The sequence below is a fragment of the Streptomyces sp. AHU1 genome, assembly GCF_045343905.1.
In the GTDB taxonomy this organism is placed as follows: Bacteria; Actinomycetota; Actinomycetes; order Streptomycetales; family Streptomycetaceae; genus Streptomyces; species Streptomyces triticiradicis.
Map to the genome: position 1 here is coordinate 5989095 of NZ_CP174283.1, position 17118 is coordinate 6006212.

The 17118-nt window shown below is 64.1% G+C and carries 16 protein-coding genes; 7 read left to right on the top strand and 9 right to left on the bottom strand.

What is annotated here, in order from left to right; translation table 11 throughout:
• Nucleotides 1-33: 33 nt before the first annotated feature.
• A complete protein-coding gene (locus ACICHK_RS26875; RefSeq protein WP_406838887.1) occupies nt 34-1047 on the bottom strand; it encodes a hypothetical protein in 1014 nt (337 codons plus the stop codon).
• A gap of 1407 nt (nt 1048-2454) precedes the next feature.
• On the opposite strand from ACICHK_RS26875, the gene ACICHK_RS26880 reads away from it, so the two are divergent.
• Together ACICHK_RS26880 and ACICHK_RS26885 are read left to right on the top strand one after the other, a co-directional pair.
• Complete coding sequence (locus tag ACICHK_RS26880) at nt 2455-2901, top strand: GntR family transcriptional regulator (protein WP_406838888.1); 447 nt, start codon at nt 2455-2457, stop codon at nt 2899-2901.
• A gap of 11 nt (nt 2902-2912) precedes the next feature.
• Nucleotides 2913-3482, top strand: coding sequence for an HD domain-containing protein (locus ACICHK_RS26885; RefSeq protein ID WP_406838889.1), 570 nt, complete (start codon nt 2913-2915; stop codon nt 3480-3482).
• Here ACICHK_RS26885 and ACICHK_RS26890 read toward each other — a convergent pair.
• Nucleotides 3470-3847, bottom strand: coding sequence for an NUDIX hydrolase (locus ACICHK_RS26890; RefSeq protein ID WP_406838890.1), 378 nt, complete (start codon nt 3845-3847; stop codon nt 3470-3472). The genes ACICHK_RS26885 and ACICHK_RS26890 overlap by 13 nt on opposite strands.
• Nucleotides 3848-3934: 87 nt before the next feature.
• On the opposite strand from ACICHK_RS26890, the gene ACICHK_RS26895 reads away from it, so the two are divergent.
• Nucleotides 3935-5097, top strand: a protein-coding gene (locus tag ACICHK_RS26895) for an IS3 family transposase (protein WP_406838891.1) whose coding sequence is annotated in 2 segments (ribosomal slippage) — nt 3935-4219 and nt 4222-5097 — 1161 coding nt in all. Because the reading frame shifts where the segments join, the coding sequence is not laid out codon by codon here.
• 242 nt (nt 5098-5339) lie between these two features.
• On the opposite strand, the gene ACICHK_RS26900 is transcribed toward ACICHK_RS26895, so the two are convergent.
• The 7 genes from ACICHK_RS26900 to queC all read right to left on the bottom strand — a co-directional run bounded on the left by ACICHK_RS26900 (nt 5340) and on the right by queC (nt 11571).
• Nucleotides 5340-6071: a hypothetical protein gene (locus ACICHK_RS26900; protein ID WP_406838892.1), complete on the bottom strand. Its 732-nt coding sequence runs from the start codon at nt 6069-6071 to the stop codon at nt 5340-5342.
• A gap of 1576 nt (nt 6072-7647) precedes the next feature.
• A complete protein-coding gene (locus ACICHK_RS26905; RefSeq protein WP_406838893.1) occupies nt 7648-7863 on the bottom strand; it encodes a hypothetical protein in 216 nt (71 codons plus the stop codon).
• A 336-nt stretch (nt 7864-8199) separates the two neighbouring features.
• On the bottom strand, nt 8200-8715 hold the full coding sequence (locus tag ACICHK_RS26910) for a VUT family protein (protein WP_362646550.1): 516 nt from the start codon (nt 8713-8715) through the stop codon (nt 8200-8202).
• Nucleotides 8716-9103: 388 nt separating this feature from the next.
• On the bottom strand, nt 9104-9877 hold the full coding sequence (locus ACICHK_RS26915; protein WP_406838894.1) for a GTP cyclohydrolase I FolE2: 774 nt from the start codon (nt 9875-9877) through the stop codon (nt 9104-9106).
• 4 nt (nt 9878-9881) lie between these two features.
• Entirely contained in the window at nt 9882-10238 is a 357-nt protein-coding gene (queD, locus tag ACICHK_RS26920; protein WP_406838895.1) for a 6-carboxytetrahydropterin synthase QueD, read from the bottom strand.
• Nucleotides 10238-10873, bottom strand: a complete 636-nt coding sequence (queE, locus tag ACICHK_RS26925; RefSeq protein ID WP_406838896.1) for a 7-carboxy-7-deazaguanine synthase — start codon at nt 10871-10873, stop codon at nt 10238-10240. Before queE ends, queD begins: the two co-directional genes overlap by 1 nt.
• 2 nt (nt 10874-10875) lie before the next feature.
• Nucleotides 10876-11571 (bottom strand): 7-cyano-7-deazaguanine synthase QueC, encoded by a 696-nt coding sequence (gene queC / locus ACICHK_RS26930; protein ID WP_266701356.1) that lies wholly within the window; start codon nt 11569-11571, stop codon nt 10876-10878.
• A 457-nt stretch (nt 11572-12028) separates the two neighbouring features.
• Here queC and ACICHK_RS26935 point away from each other — a divergent pair, with 457 nt between their 5' ends.
• From ACICHK_RS26935 to dbpB (ACICHK_RS26950), 4 genes are read left to right on the top strand one after another with little or no spacing between them, the layout of a single operon-like run.
• Nucleotides 12029-12589, top strand: a complete 561-nt coding sequence (locus ACICHK_RS26935) for a hypothetical protein (protein ID WP_406838897.1) — start codon at nt 12029-12031, stop codon at nt 12587-12589.
• Nucleotides 12589-13722, top strand: coding sequence for a DGQHR domain-containing protein DpdB (gene dbpB / locus ACICHK_RS26940; protein ID WP_406838898.1), 1134 nt, complete (start codon nt 12589-12591; stop codon nt 13720-13722). Before ACICHK_RS26935 ends, dbpB (ACICHK_RS26940) begins: the two co-directional genes overlap by 1 nt.
• A complete protein-coding gene (gene dpdA, locus ACICHK_RS26945; protein ID WP_352312733.1) occupies nt 13719-14939 on the top strand; it encodes a tRNA-guanine transglycosylase DpdA in 1221 nt (406 codons plus the stop codon). The genes dbpB (ACICHK_RS26940) and dpdA overlap by 4 nt, the downstream gene beginning before the upstream one ends.
• 23 nt (nt 14940-14962) lie before the next feature.
• Nucleotides 14963-16081 (top strand): DGQHR domain-containing protein DpdB, encoded by a 1119-nt coding sequence (gene dbpB / locus ACICHK_RS26950; protein WP_406838899.1) that lies wholly within the window; start codon nt 14963-14965, stop codon nt 16079-16081.
• Nucleotides 16082-17118: the final 1037 nt, after the last annotated feature.

A 17118-nucleotide genomic window follows, 5' to 3' on the forward strand; every position in this document is an offset into this window, starting at 1 on the left:
AATGCGAAGGTGTAGGTAACCGGCCTCCGCGTTTCAGCAGGTGACCCGTCCCAGCGTGGTGCGTGCGGAGTAGGGAACGAACTCGATTCGTACAGAATCATTGCGCGGCAGGATAATTGCGACTCCTGTGGATGGCGTCCACTCCTGGGGGAGTAACACGTACTGGTTCGCTGATTGCATAAGGAGGGTGAGACCTTCGTAGCGATAGGGGTAGGCAGATTTTGTGTCGCGGCAGGAGATCTCGCGGACGCCAAGTGCTCCGATGCTGAGTCGGAGCTTGCTGTACACCACAGCGGTAGGGGAGCTAGCGAGCTGTGATGCCTGTTGTTCAGCGCGGCCACGGCCCACAGCAGCGGCGTAGTCGTTGGCAGCCCATATAAGGCTCAGCCCGACCAGTGCAAACACCACCCCATACTCGGCGACAGCGACCCATTCAGGGCGGCGGACTGGTGCTGCGGCGGGCGATGGCGGGGGCTGATTGCTTTCGTTGTCCGCGGCGTCGACTGTTTCGTCCTCGGATTCTCCATCGTCCTGAGCGGGCCGTGCTTCCTCCGATGGAAGTGCACGGTATAGATGAAAAGCGTAGGCGAGCAGAATTACTCCGAACGCGAGGCTCAGTGGAGCGGCCACGAGGTGGTGGCGGAGAAACACCCGCTCGTCGAGGGCGCTCCAGATGCCACCCAGAGCCAGCAGGAACCCTACGCCGGCCACGACAGGCATGAAGATCCGTAGTGCCAAGGGCCAGGCTTCGGACGTGAGGCGCGCACTGAGTAGCGCGTGACTCCAGAAGGCGATCAGGCTGCCCGCTGCTACGACGACCAACGGGACGAAGAGGACGTCCAGACTGCGCATCAGATAGTCGACCGTACCGAAACCCAGCATCGTTGAGTTGACACCGAAGTAGTCGAAGAACCAGTAGACGTGCCAGTAGCCAAAGTAGTAGAGCAAAGCGGTCACGAAACTGCTCGGGGCAACGACGGCACCGAAGAGGGTGCCGAGTCGTGCGAGACGATGGGACCCGGTAGAACCGGCTGTGTCATCAGTCATGACGGAGAGGGGGTGAGTGATTCTCCACTGCCTGGCGCTTCTGTGCTCCCACCGTCTAAGCCGCTTGAACCACTCGTCGTAACTCCACCTCCAGAGCTGGTTTCCCCTCCCGAAATGGTCTCACCTTCGGGGCTGTTCACGGGTGGGCAAGGGGCGCCGCCAATGATGACGACGGTGCCTCCGCGCTTGAACGGCTCTCCTGCAGCCGGTTCCATTTTCATGTACCCACAGGGGTTGCCGCTGGGGTCACTGAATTCGCGCTCTAGCGTGACGCATCCCGACAGCGTTCCACCACACTCTGTCTCGAATTGGCCTACCAGTTCCGGCCATACGCTCGGGGCATCTATGACGCCGTCGCCGTCGGTGTCGACGCCCTCGTCGTTGATGGGAAGCCCGTGCCGTCCCCATGGCGGGACGTGGAGCGGTGAGCCCGGCGCCTTTGGACGGCCACCACTTCCCCCGCCGCTGTCACTTCCTTCACCCTGTTTGCTTCCGTTGCCAGTGCTGCCGCTGCTCCCATCGCTCTTTCTGCTGCTCTCGTCAGTCTGTCCACCAGAACTTCCGGCTCGTGCTCCTGGGCTTACAGTGTTGCCGCTGCCTGGGTGATCATTATTGTTAGAGTTGCAGCCCACTAGTGCTAGGGCGAACAAGGGAATTAAAGCAAGACGTGCAACGCGTGTCGATGTCGACATATCTCCCCCGCTGGATCCAAAACCCGCCGCGGCTGGAGGATGGCATGCAAACCGTGCGACGTCGACGGTTTTGACCACCTTTTCACCTGAGGGATGCCGTTCTCCAGTAGGCGATCAGGATCATGGTCAAGCTCTTTCGGTCCAGGTCAGTGATGCTCCTTGCTTATTGCTGATACGGTCAAAACCGGAAGTCATTTCCGGCGCCTGCGCTCATCGAAAGATCGGCTTCGCCGACAGCTGTAACACCCGGGGGGTATGTCTTGGTCGAGGTGGTCAGGTGGCAGTGTGGCTGTCATGAGTGATGACGTGCCTGTTCGAGAGTCGGCGGGCGAGTGCCTGCGTCCGTGCGATTTATGCGGTCGGTCCGTCGTAATGGACTTGGTTGACGAGCGGGACTGCCTCGTGTGCGGCGAGGCAGCTGAAGATCAGCTGGCGAAGGCGTAGCGCAAGGTTCACCGGTAGGAGTGATCACCAGCATCTTGTGCCGTTTCGACGGAGAGGTCGGCTACGTCGACGGGCTGTCCCCCCGAGGTGTTGCAGCCGGTCTGCGATCGGACAGCCCGGACACCTGCACTTTGAGCTGTCCGGTCTATATGTGCAGGTGAGAGCCCTAAGCGGACAGCCGGACACGTGGGACACTGCTGTCCGTCGATGCGCCATGGGGCCCGGTGGCACTCTTGACAGTGGGCCATTGAGTGGAACGAGGGGAGCCGAAGTGCCGGAAGCCAGTCCGCGCGGAACCTACCTGGTCATTGCGGAGGCGCTGCGAACCGAGATCGCAGCGGGGCAGGGCAGTGACACCCTGCCGTCCGAGGCTGAGTTCATGGACAGGCACGGCGTCTCCCGTAACACGATCCGGCGCGCTCTCAAGGTTCTCGAAGCCGACGGTGTTGTCGAGTCTGCTCCCGGCATTGGGTGGCGTGTTGTTCGGGGAGGGGACCGCCGGTCTCTCGCGGAGCGGATGGCCGATGTGATCACGGAAGACTCACTGGCCGTGGGCGACACGTACCCGTCTGAGGCGAAGTTGTGTGAGCGGTTCGGAGCGTCCCGTACCGCGGTACGTCGTGTCCTAGCTCAGATGGAGGGAAACGGCCTGCTCGCCACGGTTCACGGCAAGGGGCGAACGGTGCGCGCACTCCCGACTGCAACTGTCCGGTCGTAGCCTTAGCCGCCATGGGACTGACTGAGTGGGCGTACTCGCTCTCCGAATCGCTGCTGTCCGATCCGCTTCCGCGTCGGTGGGAGCACTCGCTAGGGGTCGCCAAGCGCGCCCGCTCCCTGGCCCCGATTGTGGGTGGCGACGCTGAGCTGCTGGAAGTCGCGGCGGTACTGCATGACATCGGGTATTCGCCAGCCATCGCCGCTACAGGCTTCCACCCATTGGATGGTGCGCGGTTCCTCCGAGAGCAGGAAGGGGCAGACGAGCGGGTCGTTCGTCTTGTGGCTCACCACTCTTGTGCCCTGCTGGAAGCCGAAGAGCGCGGGTTGAGGCGGGAGCTGGAGGGTGAGTTCGAGCTGGAGCGCCCAGAGCTGGTCGATGCCCTGCTCTACTGCGACATGACGACGACGCCCGACGGGACGCAGACCACGCCGGCCGAACGGCTGGACGAGATCGTGCAGCGGTACGGCCCAGACACGATTGTCGGGCGGTTCATCCAGCGCGCGGCTCCCGAGATCCAAGCAGCGGCGAGGCGCGTCGATGAGCGGTTGGCGCAGGTCTCTGCCGACAGTCAGCCGATGTAAGGGGCTGGCCGTGCTTCGTCGAGGCCATGCTGGATGCGCAGCATCATCGACGGGTGAATATCCAGACCTCCGAGGTCCGCTGGGTCGACCCAGCGGACCTCTTTTGACTCGCTACTCGTGCGCAGGGAACCGCCGATGGCGTGGGCTCGGAAGCAGATGGAGAACTGTTGCCGGACCTCACCGTCGTCGTACGCCAGCACGTGTTCAGGGTCGGTGTAAAGACCCACGATGCTGTCCACTTCGACGTCAATGCCGGTCTCTTCCGCGACCTCCCGGACGACGGTGTCACTGATGCGCTCGCCGATGTCGTGGCCACCACCGGGCAGTGCCCACAGATCGTTGTCCGTCTTGTGGATGAGCAGCAACCGTCCCGAGCTGTCCGGGGGTCTGCCGCACGATCGGGTGACATCTGAACTGGCTTGCCCTGTGGGGCGGGTGGGAAGGATGTCGCTGTGCCCAAGCCTTATCCCGAAGAGTTCCGTGAGGACGTCGTGCGGGTCGCGAGGAACCGTGGCCCGGGGGTGACGGTGGAGCAGGTGGCCAAGGACTTCGGTGTCCATCCGATGACGTTGTGGAAATGGATGCGCCGGGCGGACATCGATGACGGGGCCAAGCCCGGGGTGAGCAGCCAGGAGAGCGCGGAACTGCGGGAAGCACGTCGGCGGATCAAGCTGCTGGAGCAGGAGAACGAGGTCCTGCGCCGGGCGGCGGCCTGTCTGTCGCAGGCGCATCTGCCGGGAAAAGGATCTACCCGCTCGTGAAGGAGCTGGCCGTGGACGGGGTGCCCGTCACGGTGACGTGCCGGGTGCTCAAGCTCGCCAGACAGCCCTACTACCGCTGGCTCGACAAGCCCGTGACCGACGCCGTGCTGGAGCAGGCGTACCGGGCGAACGCGCTGTTCGACGCCCACCGCGAGGATCCCGAGTTCGGCTACCGCTTCCTGGCCGATGAAGCCCGCAGCTCGGGGGCCGCGATGGCCGACCGGACCGCATGGCGGATCTGCCGGGACAACCACTGGTGGAGTGTGTTCGGCAAGAAGCGCGGCAGGACCAAGAAGGCCGGCCCGCCGGTGCACGACGACCTGGTCCGCCGCGACTTCACCGCCGACGGCCCGAACCGACTATGGCTCGCCGACATCACCGAACACGCCACCAACGAAGGGAAGTTGTACCTCTGCGCGATCAAGGACGTCTTCAGCAACAGGATCGTGGGCTACTCCATCGACACGCGGATGAAGTCCCGCCTGGCCGTGACCGCCCTGGACAACGCCGCGGCCCGGCGGGAACACGTCGACGGATGCATCCTGCACAGCGACCGCGGATCGCAGTTCCGGTCCCGGAAATTCGTGCGCGCGCTCGGCCGCCACCGGATGGCTGGCTCGATAGGGAGAGTCGGGGCAGCCGGCGACAACGCGGCCATGGAGTCCTTCTTCAGCCTGCTGCAGAAGAACGTCCTGGACCGCCGGAGCTGGACCACCCGCGAGGAACTGCGGATCGCGATCGTGACCTGGATCGAGCGGACCTACCACCGACGTCGCAGACAAGCCGCACTCGGCCGGCTGACCCCCGTCGAATTCGAGACCGTCATGACCACACCGGCCTTCCAGGCCGCGTGATCAAACCTGTCACCCGAACCTGCATCAGACCCGAGGGCGATGCCAGGTAGGACACGGTCTTAGTAAGGGGGCAGCGGAGGCTGCCCCCCAGAACGTTGAAGAGACCCCCTGCGCGGGGCGGTCTCTTCAACTGTGCTCGTTGAGCGCGCACGGCACCGGGGCCTCTTGGCGCTCGCTCCTCTCCCTAGTCGCTACGGCGAAACGAACATCGACTGGCGCGTAGCCTTCTGTGGTGAGTGGTACTAGCGAGGTGGTTGCGTGCCGGGATACAGCTCTATGCGCACGCTGTCGTCATCATCGATGACATACGTAGGGCCAGTGCGGTGGTCCCAGCCCATGGGAATCAGGTAGTAGCGCTTATCCCGTTCAACGAGAAGATGCAACCTGCTGTACCTGTATCGGTAGTGCTGACCTGCACCCAGGTCCTGGACAAGCGGGCCGGGGGACCCCGCCATAGTCAGGCGCTCGGTACTGAGAAGCACCACAGAAGTGCGCTGCACCAACTGCCTGGCCGTGCGTTCGGCGGCCTTTTCGCCCTGCTGGCTCCCCGCCATTCCGACAGCCCAGATCAGCAGCAGCGCTGCCATGGTGATGCTCGCACCTCGCTTCCAGGGCTGTCGCTGGGTGGGTGCAGCGAGGCTAAGGAGCAGGCCGCAGTCAACAACGAGGGGGGCCACCCAGCCATAGGGCTGGATGTGCGGCCACAGAGCCATGAGGCCCACTCCGAAAAGGACAAACAGAAGGCGCCCACGGACAACCGCCTTACCAACTCGTCGCATGTCGCGAGTGACCCGCGAAGGCAGGCCCAGGGAACTTAGGACCTCAGGGATTTGGGGAGCGACCGCCACCAGGATCATGGTGATGAGGACTGGCATTGTGAACAACTGCAGGCTCTTGAACGCAATCTCGGTGAAGCTCAGACCGAGCGAGAACGACTGCAGGCGGAAGTAGGAGTAGAAGGCGTTGTTGTACATCGCGCCGGCGTAGAACATCAGAGCTGTAAGTACGGACCCGGCGGCGACAACGGTGTTGATCCATTCGCTGGAGCTGGTCTCGGCAGGCTCTGGTGGCGGAGCGTTCCGCTGCGGCTGGGGCAACTGCCCGCGTGAAGCGAGCAGCTGCCGTCGACGGCGAACCCTTTGCGAAGTCGCCAGTGAGGCTGCGGGTGGCTCGTCAGCTCCTGAGAGCCTGTCTGTGCCGTTAATCTGCACACCTCGGCGGCGCGGAGCGGGTAGGGAAGATCGGTTTGGAGCAGGAGGGGTTGGCACGACGCCTCTAGAAAATTGGTGGAGAGGACGTTAGGCCAGACGAACTGATGCTCGGAGGATGGCTTCCAGGCTCGACTGAGTTCGTTTCGGTCGGAGGTTTGGAGCAGTTAGATCCCATGCTGCAGCCTCCCCCGCTGGGTTCCCCGCTAGGCCCCACATTTGGACCCGGATCGACCGGTCCTGTGCCGGTCGGCGGCGAGGACACCGGCAATACGCTTGGATCACCTGTGCTCACGCCAGTAGGGTCAGACGATTTACTACTCCCTAGTGTTGGCTCTGGCTTACTTCCGTGCTCCTCCTCGGTCGAACCTGAGGGGCGACCGGAGGGCATGTTGGAGCCAGTTGGGGCAGGGAGCTCTTGTTGCTTTGCGCAGCCAACTATTAGGGAGGCGATCAGTGTAATGCTGGCGGCCGTAAACGGAATTTTCCGTACTTTTAAGTGCATGGATTCCCCCGAAATCACAAGTCGAGCGTAGGGGGTGGAGTCCGAGGCGACCAGCGGTGGGTGCAAAACTACGCCATCGTCGCTACACCTTGAAGCGCGATCTGAGCGATGTGTGTACATTCGGGCGTCCCCCGCGTACTACGTAACCAAGGCGATCTTGGTGTAGTGGTGGTGCTAGTGGCTCGCATCGCTTGCCGGGGGATCGATGTGCCACCTTGCCGTCAGTAGACCGTTGTCCGCGGCAGGGCGGTCACTTGAACAGACTTCCGATGAGCGAGACATGTAAAGATCGGCGGATGATGCGGGTGGATGAGTTCTTCCCTGCCGGAGACGATGAGTCCGCAGTGCGGGTAGGCCATCGCAGAAGTCACGATTTTGCCGCCGTGCCTTGCGGCGGTATCTACCCAGATGACGCGGTTCCGAGGTGGGAGAGCGCGCTGACGGGCACGGAGAGCCTTGTCCGAGACGTGGTGCCCATGGTCAACGACGGCTTCACCGTTTTCGCTGTTTACGAGCGTGTCGGAGGTGCGTCGCGTGTATCGCAGATAGTGCGCGAACAGTGAGAGAGAACGAGAAGGAGCGGGAGTCAGTGAGACTGACTCCCGCTCTTTCGTCTAGACATCCGCCCAGCTCAGCGCGTGTTTCTTGCTGGCTGTGTGGCGAGTGCCCCCGGCAGGATTCGAACCTGCGCACACGGCTCCGGAGGGCCCTTCAGGCTTCGGTAAAGGTGCTGGTCACACGGACAAAACCAGTGTGTCGAGCTCATGCCGTCCACGGATGGTCCACGGCCTGGCGCTGCTAGCTGCGCCAGGCCGTGCGCTCCACCACGGTTCGTTCTCAGAGCAGGAACCAGTAGTTCCCGCCCGCGACACCGACGGTCGCAGCCAGGAGCATGAGGAAGGCCGGCGACACCGACAGAGAAACGGACAGGTCGAAATGCTTGCCGACGGACACGCGAACGTGCCGGGGAGTGGCAGCCTGGCGAGCCGGGGCCTGGAGACCGGCCTGGCTGTTCTGGCCCGCGTTGACGGACGTGACATGCTGGTGGTTCATAGGTAACCCCCTTCGTGGTGGGGCGTCGCCGCTCTCGCGGCCTAGGAACCTGATGACGGCGACGCCCCCGCCCACCCCGCCTGCTTGTGCAGAAGAGGACAAAAAAGGGGCCCCACTCCGGTAAGCCGGAGTGGGGCCCTCAATGCTACTGAGACGGTAGCGAGTTACCGAGAAGTAGGTCAACTCGCCGCACTTCCGCCGAAGTTGCTGACCCTCGCCTGCAACTACACGGCCTCTGCGACGACGCAAACGCCGGGAACTCCCTTCTCCCGCAGGGCTGAGCAAAGGCGATTGCGTTGAGGCTTCCTGCCGTGCGTGGAGGACAGGTTGTGACGGTCAGGCGATAACGCGTGAGCGGCGGCGCAGTAGCGCCAGGACTGCGACGGCCGCGAAAGTCATCCACGCTTTGCCGAGGATTTGTCCAGGCAGGTAATTGAAGGAGCCGAAGGCAAGGTGGAGGAACAAGAGGCTGTCGGCCAGAAGTCCGACGGCGTTCGAGGCCAGTATCGCGACCAGTAGTCCTCGCTTGCGCAGGGGTTCGTAGACGACGAAGTCCATGGTTTCAGCGACGGCGAAGGCGACCGCTGACGCAGTGGCGAGGCTGGGGTCAGCGAGAAGGTAGGAGAGGACGGTGCCGATGGCTATGGCGGCGAGGACGGCGCCTCGGCCGACCGCCTCCCGTGCAAGGTCGCGCAGGACAAGCGCCAGGCCTACGAGGTAGACGCCGGCAGGCGCCACGTAACCGAAGCCGACGGGTACCGCGCCGAAATGAGTGACGGCCAAGTTGGCGGCCGGAATAGTGGCGATGTAAGCGATGAGTGTGGCAATACCGGCAGGAGCGGGAGACTTCACGATCTACTTTCTGTCTCGGTGATGGGGTGCTGCGCTCGGCTCCAGCGGGGAACGGGCGGTGGGGCGAACGTGCAGACAGCACAGCACACGGCACTGACATTCCTAAGACGTCGGTCCGTGCTGCGGTGCTGGGGCAGCCCCTGATTCCGGCGGTGCAAGGTCTGCGTGGGGCAGGCGGCAATGCCGCGCCGAGGGGCTCGGGTGGGTCCCCCTACGGCGGGCGCCCCAGACAGGGGGGCCGGGCCGCTGTAAGGGTTGCCGGGCGCGTGCGTAACCGCCAGCGGAGGCGTCCCACGGGCTCGGGTGGAACCAGGCGCCTTGCCTACGCAGGCGCGGCGCGGGAAGGGGGATGGCACCCCCCTTCCCGTCCTGGGGCGCGTGCGTGGGTTCAGCCAGAGAAGGTCAGGCTGGCAATGGCGTCGTGGCTATGAATGCTTTCCAGATTCTTCGCCCTGATCACATGCTTTAGACCCTTTTCGCGGCATGCCAGGCTTATGTCGCGGATGATGTCTTCGACGAAAACGGGATGGTCGTAAGCCTGCATAGTGACGACGCGTTCGTCGGGCCGCTTGATGAGGGGCAGGACGGGGGCAGAACCGGAACTGCGCAGCAGATCGACGATTTCGTGGATCGCCAGGGGGTAGGGCGCGTCGGCGGTCCCAGTGACCGTGAGGGTGACTTCGCTGCGTTGGTTGTGGGCCCCGTAGTCGGAGATGGCCTTCGAACACGGGCACAGGCTGGTGACGTCGGTGGTCACTGTGGTCGCGACGGTGCAGGTGTCGGCTGTGATGCGGCCGGCGATGGTGACGTCGTGGGTTTGCCACGACTGCCGCTGACTTGCGGGTGCGGTCACGGCCGTGGCGACGGGCAGGGACAGAGCGATGGCCAAGGTCGGGGCTTCGAGCAGAGCGAGCCCTCGTTTGAGGGCGATGGGCAACTCCTGCGGGGCGAGGGTGGCCACCTCCTCGTGCACCAGGGCGATCATGCGGCTCATGTGGGTGCCGCGCCGGTCGGCCTGCAGGCCGACCGTGACGCTGATGTCGGCGATGCCCTGCTGGCGCGTGTGGCCGTCATCGAACGTGACGGGGTAGCGCAGGCCGCTGATCCCTACTTCGTCGATGGCTACGCCGCGGTGGTCGACCTCGTTTTGGATGTCGTGCATCCTGCTACTCGCCTCGGTAGGTGCAACCGGAGGTGCAGGTCTCGCGCACGGTGATCGCCGACAGGTCGGGGAGTTCTGCGGTCATCCGGTCCCAGATCCAGCGGGCCAGGTTCTCGCTGGTGGGGTTTTCCAGACCTTCGATGTCGTTCAGGTAGAAATGGTCGAGTTGTGCATCAATCGGCTTAAAAGCCTGCTTGATGTCGCCGAAGTCCATCACCCAGCCCGCCTCCGGATCGACGGGTGCCTCCACGTGCACGGTGACCTTGTAGGAGTGGCCGTGCAGTCGGGCGCACTTGTGGCCCTCGGGCACGCGCGGCAGGCGGTGGGCTGCTTCGAAGGTGAACTCGCGAAAGATTTCCATTACTGAATTCCCAGATACTTGTGCGTCTGGAGAGAGAGTGTCCAGCGCGGGTTCTTCATGCAGTACTCGACAGCGGCGCGGGTGTGGTCCTCACGGTGCGCGTCATCCAGCGGCTGCAGCCGGAGGTGCTGGAAGTCGAGCCCCTCGAACTGGGCCGGGTCGCCGCCGGCCTGGGGGTAGACCAGTTTCAGTTCATCCCCGCTGGTCAGGACCAGTTCGGAGCCGATCTTGGGGCTGACGCACAGCCAGTCGATGCCGCGGGGAGCCGGCCGGGTGCCATTGGTTTCCACCGCTACTTCGAAGCCACGGGCGTGCAGGGCGGCGATGGCGTCCTCGTCCAACTGCAACAGGGGCTCGCCACCGGTACACACCACGAACCGGTGGGCACGGTCGGTGCTGGGCCAGGCGGACTCGACGGCATCGGCGAGATCCTCCGCAGTGCGGAACCGGCCGCCTCCTTCTCCGTCGGTGCCGACGAAGTCGGTGTCGCAGAACTGACAGATGGCACGGGAGCGGTCCGCTTCCCGGCCGGTCCACAGGTTGCAGCGGGAAAAACGGCAGAAGACCGCCGGGCGCCCGGCGTGGCTGCCCTCTCCCTGCAGGGTGTAGAAGATCTCTTTGATCAGATAGGTCATGTTCAGGCGCTCTGGTACCGGACAGGGTCGGTGACGCCGGCTTCGGCGAAGCCCTTCAGGCGCAGCAGGCACGTGTCGCACTTGCCGCAGGCCTGGCCCTGGTCATCGGGGTCGTAGCAGGAGGACGTGAGGGAGTAGTCCACGCCCAGGCGCAGGCCTTCGCGCACGATGTCGGCTTTGGACATGGCGATCAGGGGGGAGTGCAGCGTCATCCGGGAGGTGCCCTCCACGCCGGCCCGGGTCGCCAGGTTCGCCATGGTGGCAAAGGCGTCCATGTACTCGGGGCGGCAGTCGGGGTAGCCGCTGTAGTCCACGGCGGTGACTCCCGTGAAGATGTCGCTGGCGCCTACGGTCTCGGCGAAAGCCAGTGCGAACGACAGGAAGATCGTGTTGCGGGCCGGCACGTAGGTGATCGGCACCCCGCCGTCCTCGACGTCATCCAACGACTCGTGCTTGGGAACCTCGATGTCGGCGGTCAGGGCAGAGCCACCGAAGACCCGCAGATCGATGTCGGCGATGACGTGCCGGGCCACCCCCTGGACCTCGGCAACGCGCTTGGCGGCTTCCAGTTCGATGCTGTGCCGCTGGCCATAGCGGAAGCTGAGCGCATAGGGAGTGAACCCCTGGTCCTTGGCGATGGCCAGCACCGTGGTCGAGTCCAGGCCGCCGCTCAGCAACACGATCGCGGGACGGTCCATGCTGTCACTCCCTTATCCGAAGTCCAGTTGCCTCAGTCGAGGCAGACGCAGCCTACCCCTCTAACTAGCGGCTACAGTAATCACAACAACAAACGAGTTACCGGAACCCAGGGGTCTAGCCGCAGTGAACGAGTTGCCGATCGTGGTCACCTGCACGGACCGGAAAGCGTCCCCTCCCACGGCAGACCTGCAGGCCCGCACTCTGATGGCTGCCGACCTGCCCCAGCGGGCCGAGGAGTGGGCGCACCGACTGCGCACCACACCGAGCAGGCATACGGCGCTGGAGGACCTGTACCGGGGAGACCAGTGGAAACGCGCCCTCGCGCTCACCCGCGCTGCATCCCAAGCAGGCTTCACCCCCCGCCTGTATGCAGCCTCCGCAGGCCTGGGCCTACGTCCAGTGTCTAGCTCTGCCCCCTCCTACGCCGCGACTTTCCTGCCCCGGCATGCAGATTCCGTGGCTTCCTCCAACGCCCAGACCTCCCAGTGGTGGGATCATCTGCAACGCTTGGACGGCACCCGCGACCTGCCCCAGATCGCCAGCGCCGCAGGACGCGCCCTCGTCGTGCTGTCTGCGCCCTATGCCCAGGCCATGCACCACGACCTGCTGGCCCTCGCTGATACCGCTACCGACGTCGTCCTGATCGGTGGCGCCACCGACATCGAGGGCATACGGCGCGTGCCCGCCAACGCTGGCCTGCGCCACGCCCTGGGCGGCACCCTGACCAGCCTCAACGTGCGCATGGCCGCTTCCTGGCTCGAGCACTGCACACCCGGACGCCTCACCGACCCCCCCGCCCGGCTGCGCTGGGAGAACTGGGTCGCGCAGACTGCCCGGCCTGAGCGCTACGACCGCAGACCGGTTACGGACGAGACCGTCATCGCCTTCATCGAAAAGGCGAAGATCACCTCTCCCGGCGCTTCCCGTACCGGCCTGCTGCGCCAGTTTCGAGACGAGGGGATGGCCTGCGAACAAAAGCGTTTCGCAGGCCTGTACGAATCAACGATTGGCCGCTGATGACTTCCACTGTGCTGAAACGCCGAGCCCTGCGGATCGAGCAGCACCCCACGATCCCGCTGTACGTGTTCACGCTGGCGGCAGAAGAGGTCCATGAGGTCGCCGATGTCGCCCGGATCTCCCGCGACGAGGCCGGCAAGCTCATCGGCTACCAGCGCCCCGAGAAGAAGCAGCACGTACGGCAGATCCTGGAATACCTCGACGGCGACGAGGTCCTCTTCCCCAACGGTCTGATCATGGCTCTGCCCGCCAGTGTGCGCTTCAAATCGAGCCCCGGCCCCAGCAGCAGCGACGGCCTGTGCACCTCCGGCACGTTGGAGATCACGTTGCCCGAGTCCCCCGACGCCCCCCGGCCTGCCTGGATCGTCGACGGCCAGCAGCGCAGCCTCGCTCTGGCCCGCACCCGCAACACCCGCCTGGCCGTCACCATCGCCGGCTTCGTTGCCGAAGACCTCGAAACCCAGCGGGACCAGTTCCTGCGGGTGAACACGGTCTCACCCCTGCCGACCAACCTGGTTACCGAGCTGCTCCCTGAGGTCGGCACTGCTCTGCCCACCAAGCTCTCCGCCCGTAAACTCCCCGCCGTCCTGGTCGAAGCCCTTAACCATGACAAGGACTCACCGTTTTGCGGACTGGTGCGCCGCCCCTCCACCACCGCCGAGCAAAAGGCTGACGCCGTCGTCACCGACAACAGCCTCACCACTGCCATCCAGGAGGCCCTCAACTCCCCGTCGGGAGCCTTCTTCCCCTACAAAAACCTCTCCAACAACACCGTGGACACCGCTACCATCCGCCAGATTCTCGTCACCTACTGGACTGCGGTACGCGACACCTTTCCTGACGCCTGGGGCCTGCCGCCCACGCAAAGCCGCCTCATGCACGGCGTCGGCATCCGCTCCATGGGACGTCTGATGGACCGCGTGATGATGGCCATAGACCCCGCCTCCCCCCGTGCACTGCAGCAGGCACGCGACGAACTCGCGCTGATTGCCCCGCACTGCTACTGGACCAAGGGGCGCTGGCCCGACCTGAACATCCCCTGGAACGAACTCCAGAACAATCCGCGTCACATCAGCACTCTGTCGAACTACCTCCTCCGTATCTATGTGCAGGAAAAGGCAAAAGCCGCGTGAAATTCTATTTCCCTGACAGCCAGGACCTGGTGAGCCCCACCTATGACTTCGTCAACGACGAGTACTCGCCTTACCGAGTCCGTCAGCGCGACGACGTCTACGCCCACCAGGCCGTGACGCCGATCCCATATGACGGGATCCTTGTCAGCAAGGCGGTTGTCGACGGATCCATGAAGGGTGCAGGGAAATACTCTACTCCGCAACGCGAGCGGCTTTACCGCCTGGGTGTGCGGAACTTCTTCCGCCTTCCCGAAACCTGCTCCACCATCGGTGACTGTGGCGCCTTCAACTACATCGACGAAGAACGTCCTCCGTACGAGGTCGATGAAGTCATCGATTTTTACGGCCGTTGCGGATTCGACGCCGGCATCAGCATCGACCACATCATCTTCGGTTACATCCCTCAAGAATCTGATACAGAACCAGAACCGGCCTGGGTGGAACGCCAGCAGATCTCCCTGGAGCTCGCCGAGAACTTTCTCGCTGCGACCAAAAAGAACGGCGCCCGCTTCGAACCTGTTGGCGCTGCCCAGGGATGGGGGCCGGATAGTTACGCCCACTCCGTCGCGCAACTGCAGAAAATGGGATACCGGCGTATCGCTCTCGGAGGCATGGTCCCTCTCAAGTCTCACGAGATCCTGGCCTGCTTGCGAGCCATTGATGAAGTACGCAATCACGACACCGAACTGCACCTGCTCGGCATCAACCGCGTTGACAGCATGGAGCAGTTCGCCCGCCACGGTGTGACCAGTTTCGACAGCACCTCGGTCTTCCGCCAGGCCTTCATGGACGACCGCAACAACTACCACACCGCCACCGACGCCTACACCGCCATCCGCGTTCCCCAAGTCGACGGGAACCCTGCCCTCAAACGCCTCATCCTCTCGGGAAGCGTCTCCCAGGCCGAGGCCATCACCGCAGAACGGGCCTGCCTGCGCGCCCTGCGGGAATTCGACGGCGAGGAAACCTCCCTTGAGGACGTCCTGACCGCACTCCAGGCGTACGAGTCCCTTGTGCTCGGCCCGAAGAAGAAGAGCTATCTCGCGCTCTACGAGCGCACCCTCAGCGACGCGCCCTGGCGCGCCTGCCCCTGTGCCCTGTGCGAGAAGCACGGCATCGAGATCGCCATATTCCGTGGAAGTGAACGCAACAAGCGTCGCGGATTCCATAATCTGACCGTACTCGAGGCCAAGATGCGCTCCCTCACCTTCGGGTAACCCCCTACTTTTCGTTTTTTGATATGTCTGGAGAGGCAATGGCCGACCGCTACGAACTCAGGCTCCCGGCGCTCGAAGTGCGCCAGGGTGACAGAAAAATCTACTGTTTCGCCGTTGACGGCAAGAAAATCCACAGCTTCGCCGCTGTTTCCCGCGTCCGACGCGACGACGACAGCAACCTCCAGGGTTACCAGCGCCCCGAGGTCCTCAGCCACATCCGCGGCATCCGCCGCTACCTCGAGTCCGACAACGCCATGCTCCCCAATGCCCTGGTCCTGGCCTTCGACGAGAACGTCCGCTTCGAGACCGGAGCGCGGCGCAAGGACGGCGTCGACTACTCCGTCCCCGGCGAACTGGTCATCCCCGTCGATGAATCCCTTCCCGACGAGGACAAGCCCGCCCTAATCGTCGACGGCCAGCAGCGCAGCGCCGCCATCCGCGACGCCGACCTGGTCGAATTCCCCGTCGCCGCCGTCGGGTTCATCGCCGACAACCACGACGATCAGCGCTCCCAGTTCATCCTGGTCAACTCCACCAAGCCGCTGCCCAAGGGCCTCATCCACGAACTCCTGCCTGAAACCAGCGGCCACCTCCCGCCCGCCTACGTCCGCAAGCGCCTGCCCGCCCAGTTGATGACCCGCCTCAACACCGACGGTCAGGGCCCCTTCTACGGCCGCATCGCCAGCCCGACCTCACCCGACGGCAACATCAAAGACACGGCCATCCTGCGCATGCTGGAGCACAGCCTCTTCGAGGGCGCCCTCTACCAGTACCGCAACCCCGAAGATGGCTCCGGCGACGTGGACCGCATGCTGCTGCACCTGCGCTCCTTCTGGACCATGGTCAAGGACACCTTCAGCGACGCCTGGAAACTGCCGCCCCGCCAGTCCCGCCTCACCCATGGCGCCGGCATCCAGGCTATGGGCTTCGTCATGGACAGCCTCACCGACGGCATGCAAGCAGAAGAAGTCGACTGCGACGCCGTACGTAACGCTGTTCTGGGCCTGATGCCGGTCACGGCCTGGACCTCAGGCCTGTGGCGCTTCCCTGACGGCGAACAGCGCCGCTGGAACGGCCTGCAGAACACCCCCAACGACATCCGCCTCCTGACCGACCTGCTCGTCCGCGCCGTACACAACTGACCTGACGTTCGCGGCGCCTGACTCCGGGGCACCTCGAGGGACGGCAATTCGCCCGCTACCGGTATCCGGTGGCGGGCGAATCCGTTTTCCTGGCCGCAGTGGCCCACTACTCCTGCGGTGCTGCCGCCGGTTCTCCACCGTCGTACACCAGCCTATGAAGATGCCGATTGACCCTGACGAGTGTCGGCCCGGGCTGTCGGCGGGACCGAGGCCCTGGGCGCTGGTGTTGATGAACCTGCAGCAAGATCTGGTAGCGATCGTCAACTCGATGACGGGCAGTTGGGTCACTCGAACGTAGCTGCCGACAGGTTGACGCCTCGTCCTGCCTCGCTTGTATCTATCCGTACGGCAGGTGTTGCGCTACCCCTTCTTCTGCCGGTCCCGCTGGACGGGGCCGGTCAGGTCTCCTCCTCGGCCCGGAGTCCCTGCAGTGTCACGGCATCGCAAGCGTCGCGGCGTTCCCGCAGCGTCAGTTGCTGATCACTTGCACTCGGTATTGACCGGACTAACCGTATGGGCTATGAAACTAAATGATCATCTTTATTGTGATCTCATTCCCGGCATCCCGGCATCCCGGCGGGACGGCATGGAAGGGTGGCGGCAGGGCGGCACCGGATGGAGTGGTGGCAGGCGGCCCGGGGTGTGGCTGCGGTGCGGTGACCCGGCGTCGACGCATCGAGATCGCCCAAGATGGTCTACCCGGCGGGGTCGTTGTCAGTGGTGCGGTTTACGCTTCAGCCGGCTGGATGTGAGCATCTTGTGAAGGAAGTGCGATGTCGGGGCTGAGGGTGGGGGATTTCGTCTGGTTCGCCAGCTGTTCGGCGTGCAGGTGCAACGCAATGCCCGTGGGAGGGAAGGGCATATTCATCCGCTTTGAGGTGATGGCGGAATATCTCAGGTGGTGGCGACGCGCGGTTCTCCATGGGGGATTGGCAATGCAGAGGCGCCACATGCCGCTGCGCGCCGCGTCAGGCGGCAGGCTGCACGGCGGAGTCGACCCGTGCTCAAGGGTCCTACCGTCGCGGTCCGCAGGCAGC

Excerpts from the sequence above, each read along its gene's own strand:
- ACICHK_RS26875 (WP_406838887.1), bottom strand. The coding sequence starts at position 1,047 with ATGACTGATGACACAGCCGGTTCTACCGGGTCCCATCGTCTCGCACGA.
- ACICHK_RS26885 (WP_406838889.1), top strand. The coding sequence starts at position 2,913 with ATGGGACTGACTGAGTGGGCGTACTCGCTCTCCGAATCGCTGCTGTCC.
- ACICHK_RS26900 (WP_406838892.1), bottom strand. The coding sequence starts at position 6,071 with ATGTACAACAACGCCTTCTACTCCTACTTCCGCCTGCAGTCGTTCTCG.
- ACICHK_RS26905 (WP_406838893.1), bottom strand. The coding sequence starts at position 7,863 with ATGAACCACCAGCATGTCACGTCCGTCAACGCGGGCCAGAACAGCCAG.
- ACICHK_RS26915 (WP_406838894.1), bottom strand. The coding sequence starts at position 9,877 with ATGCACGACATCCAAAACGAGGTCGACCACCGCGGCGTAGCCATCGAC.
- queD (WP_406838895.1), bottom strand. The coding sequence starts at position 10,238 with ATGGAAATCTTTCGCGAGTTCACCTTCGAAGCAGCCCACCGCCTGCCG.
- queE (WP_406838896.1), bottom strand. The coding sequence starts at position 10,873 with ATGACCTATCTGATCAAAGAGATCTTCTACACCCTGCAGGGAGAGGGC.
- queC (WP_266701356.1), bottom strand. The coding sequence starts at position 11,571 with ATGGACCGTCCCGCGATCGTGTTGCTGAGCGGCGGCCTGGACTCGACC.
- dbpB (WP_406838898.1), top strand. The coding sequence starts at position 12,589 with ATGACTTCCACTGTGCTGAAACGCCGAGCCCTGCGGATCGAGCAGCAC.
- dbpB (WP_406838899.1), top strand. The coding sequence starts at position 14,963 with ATGTCTGGAGAGGCAATGGCCGACCGCTACGAACTCAGGCTCCCGGCG.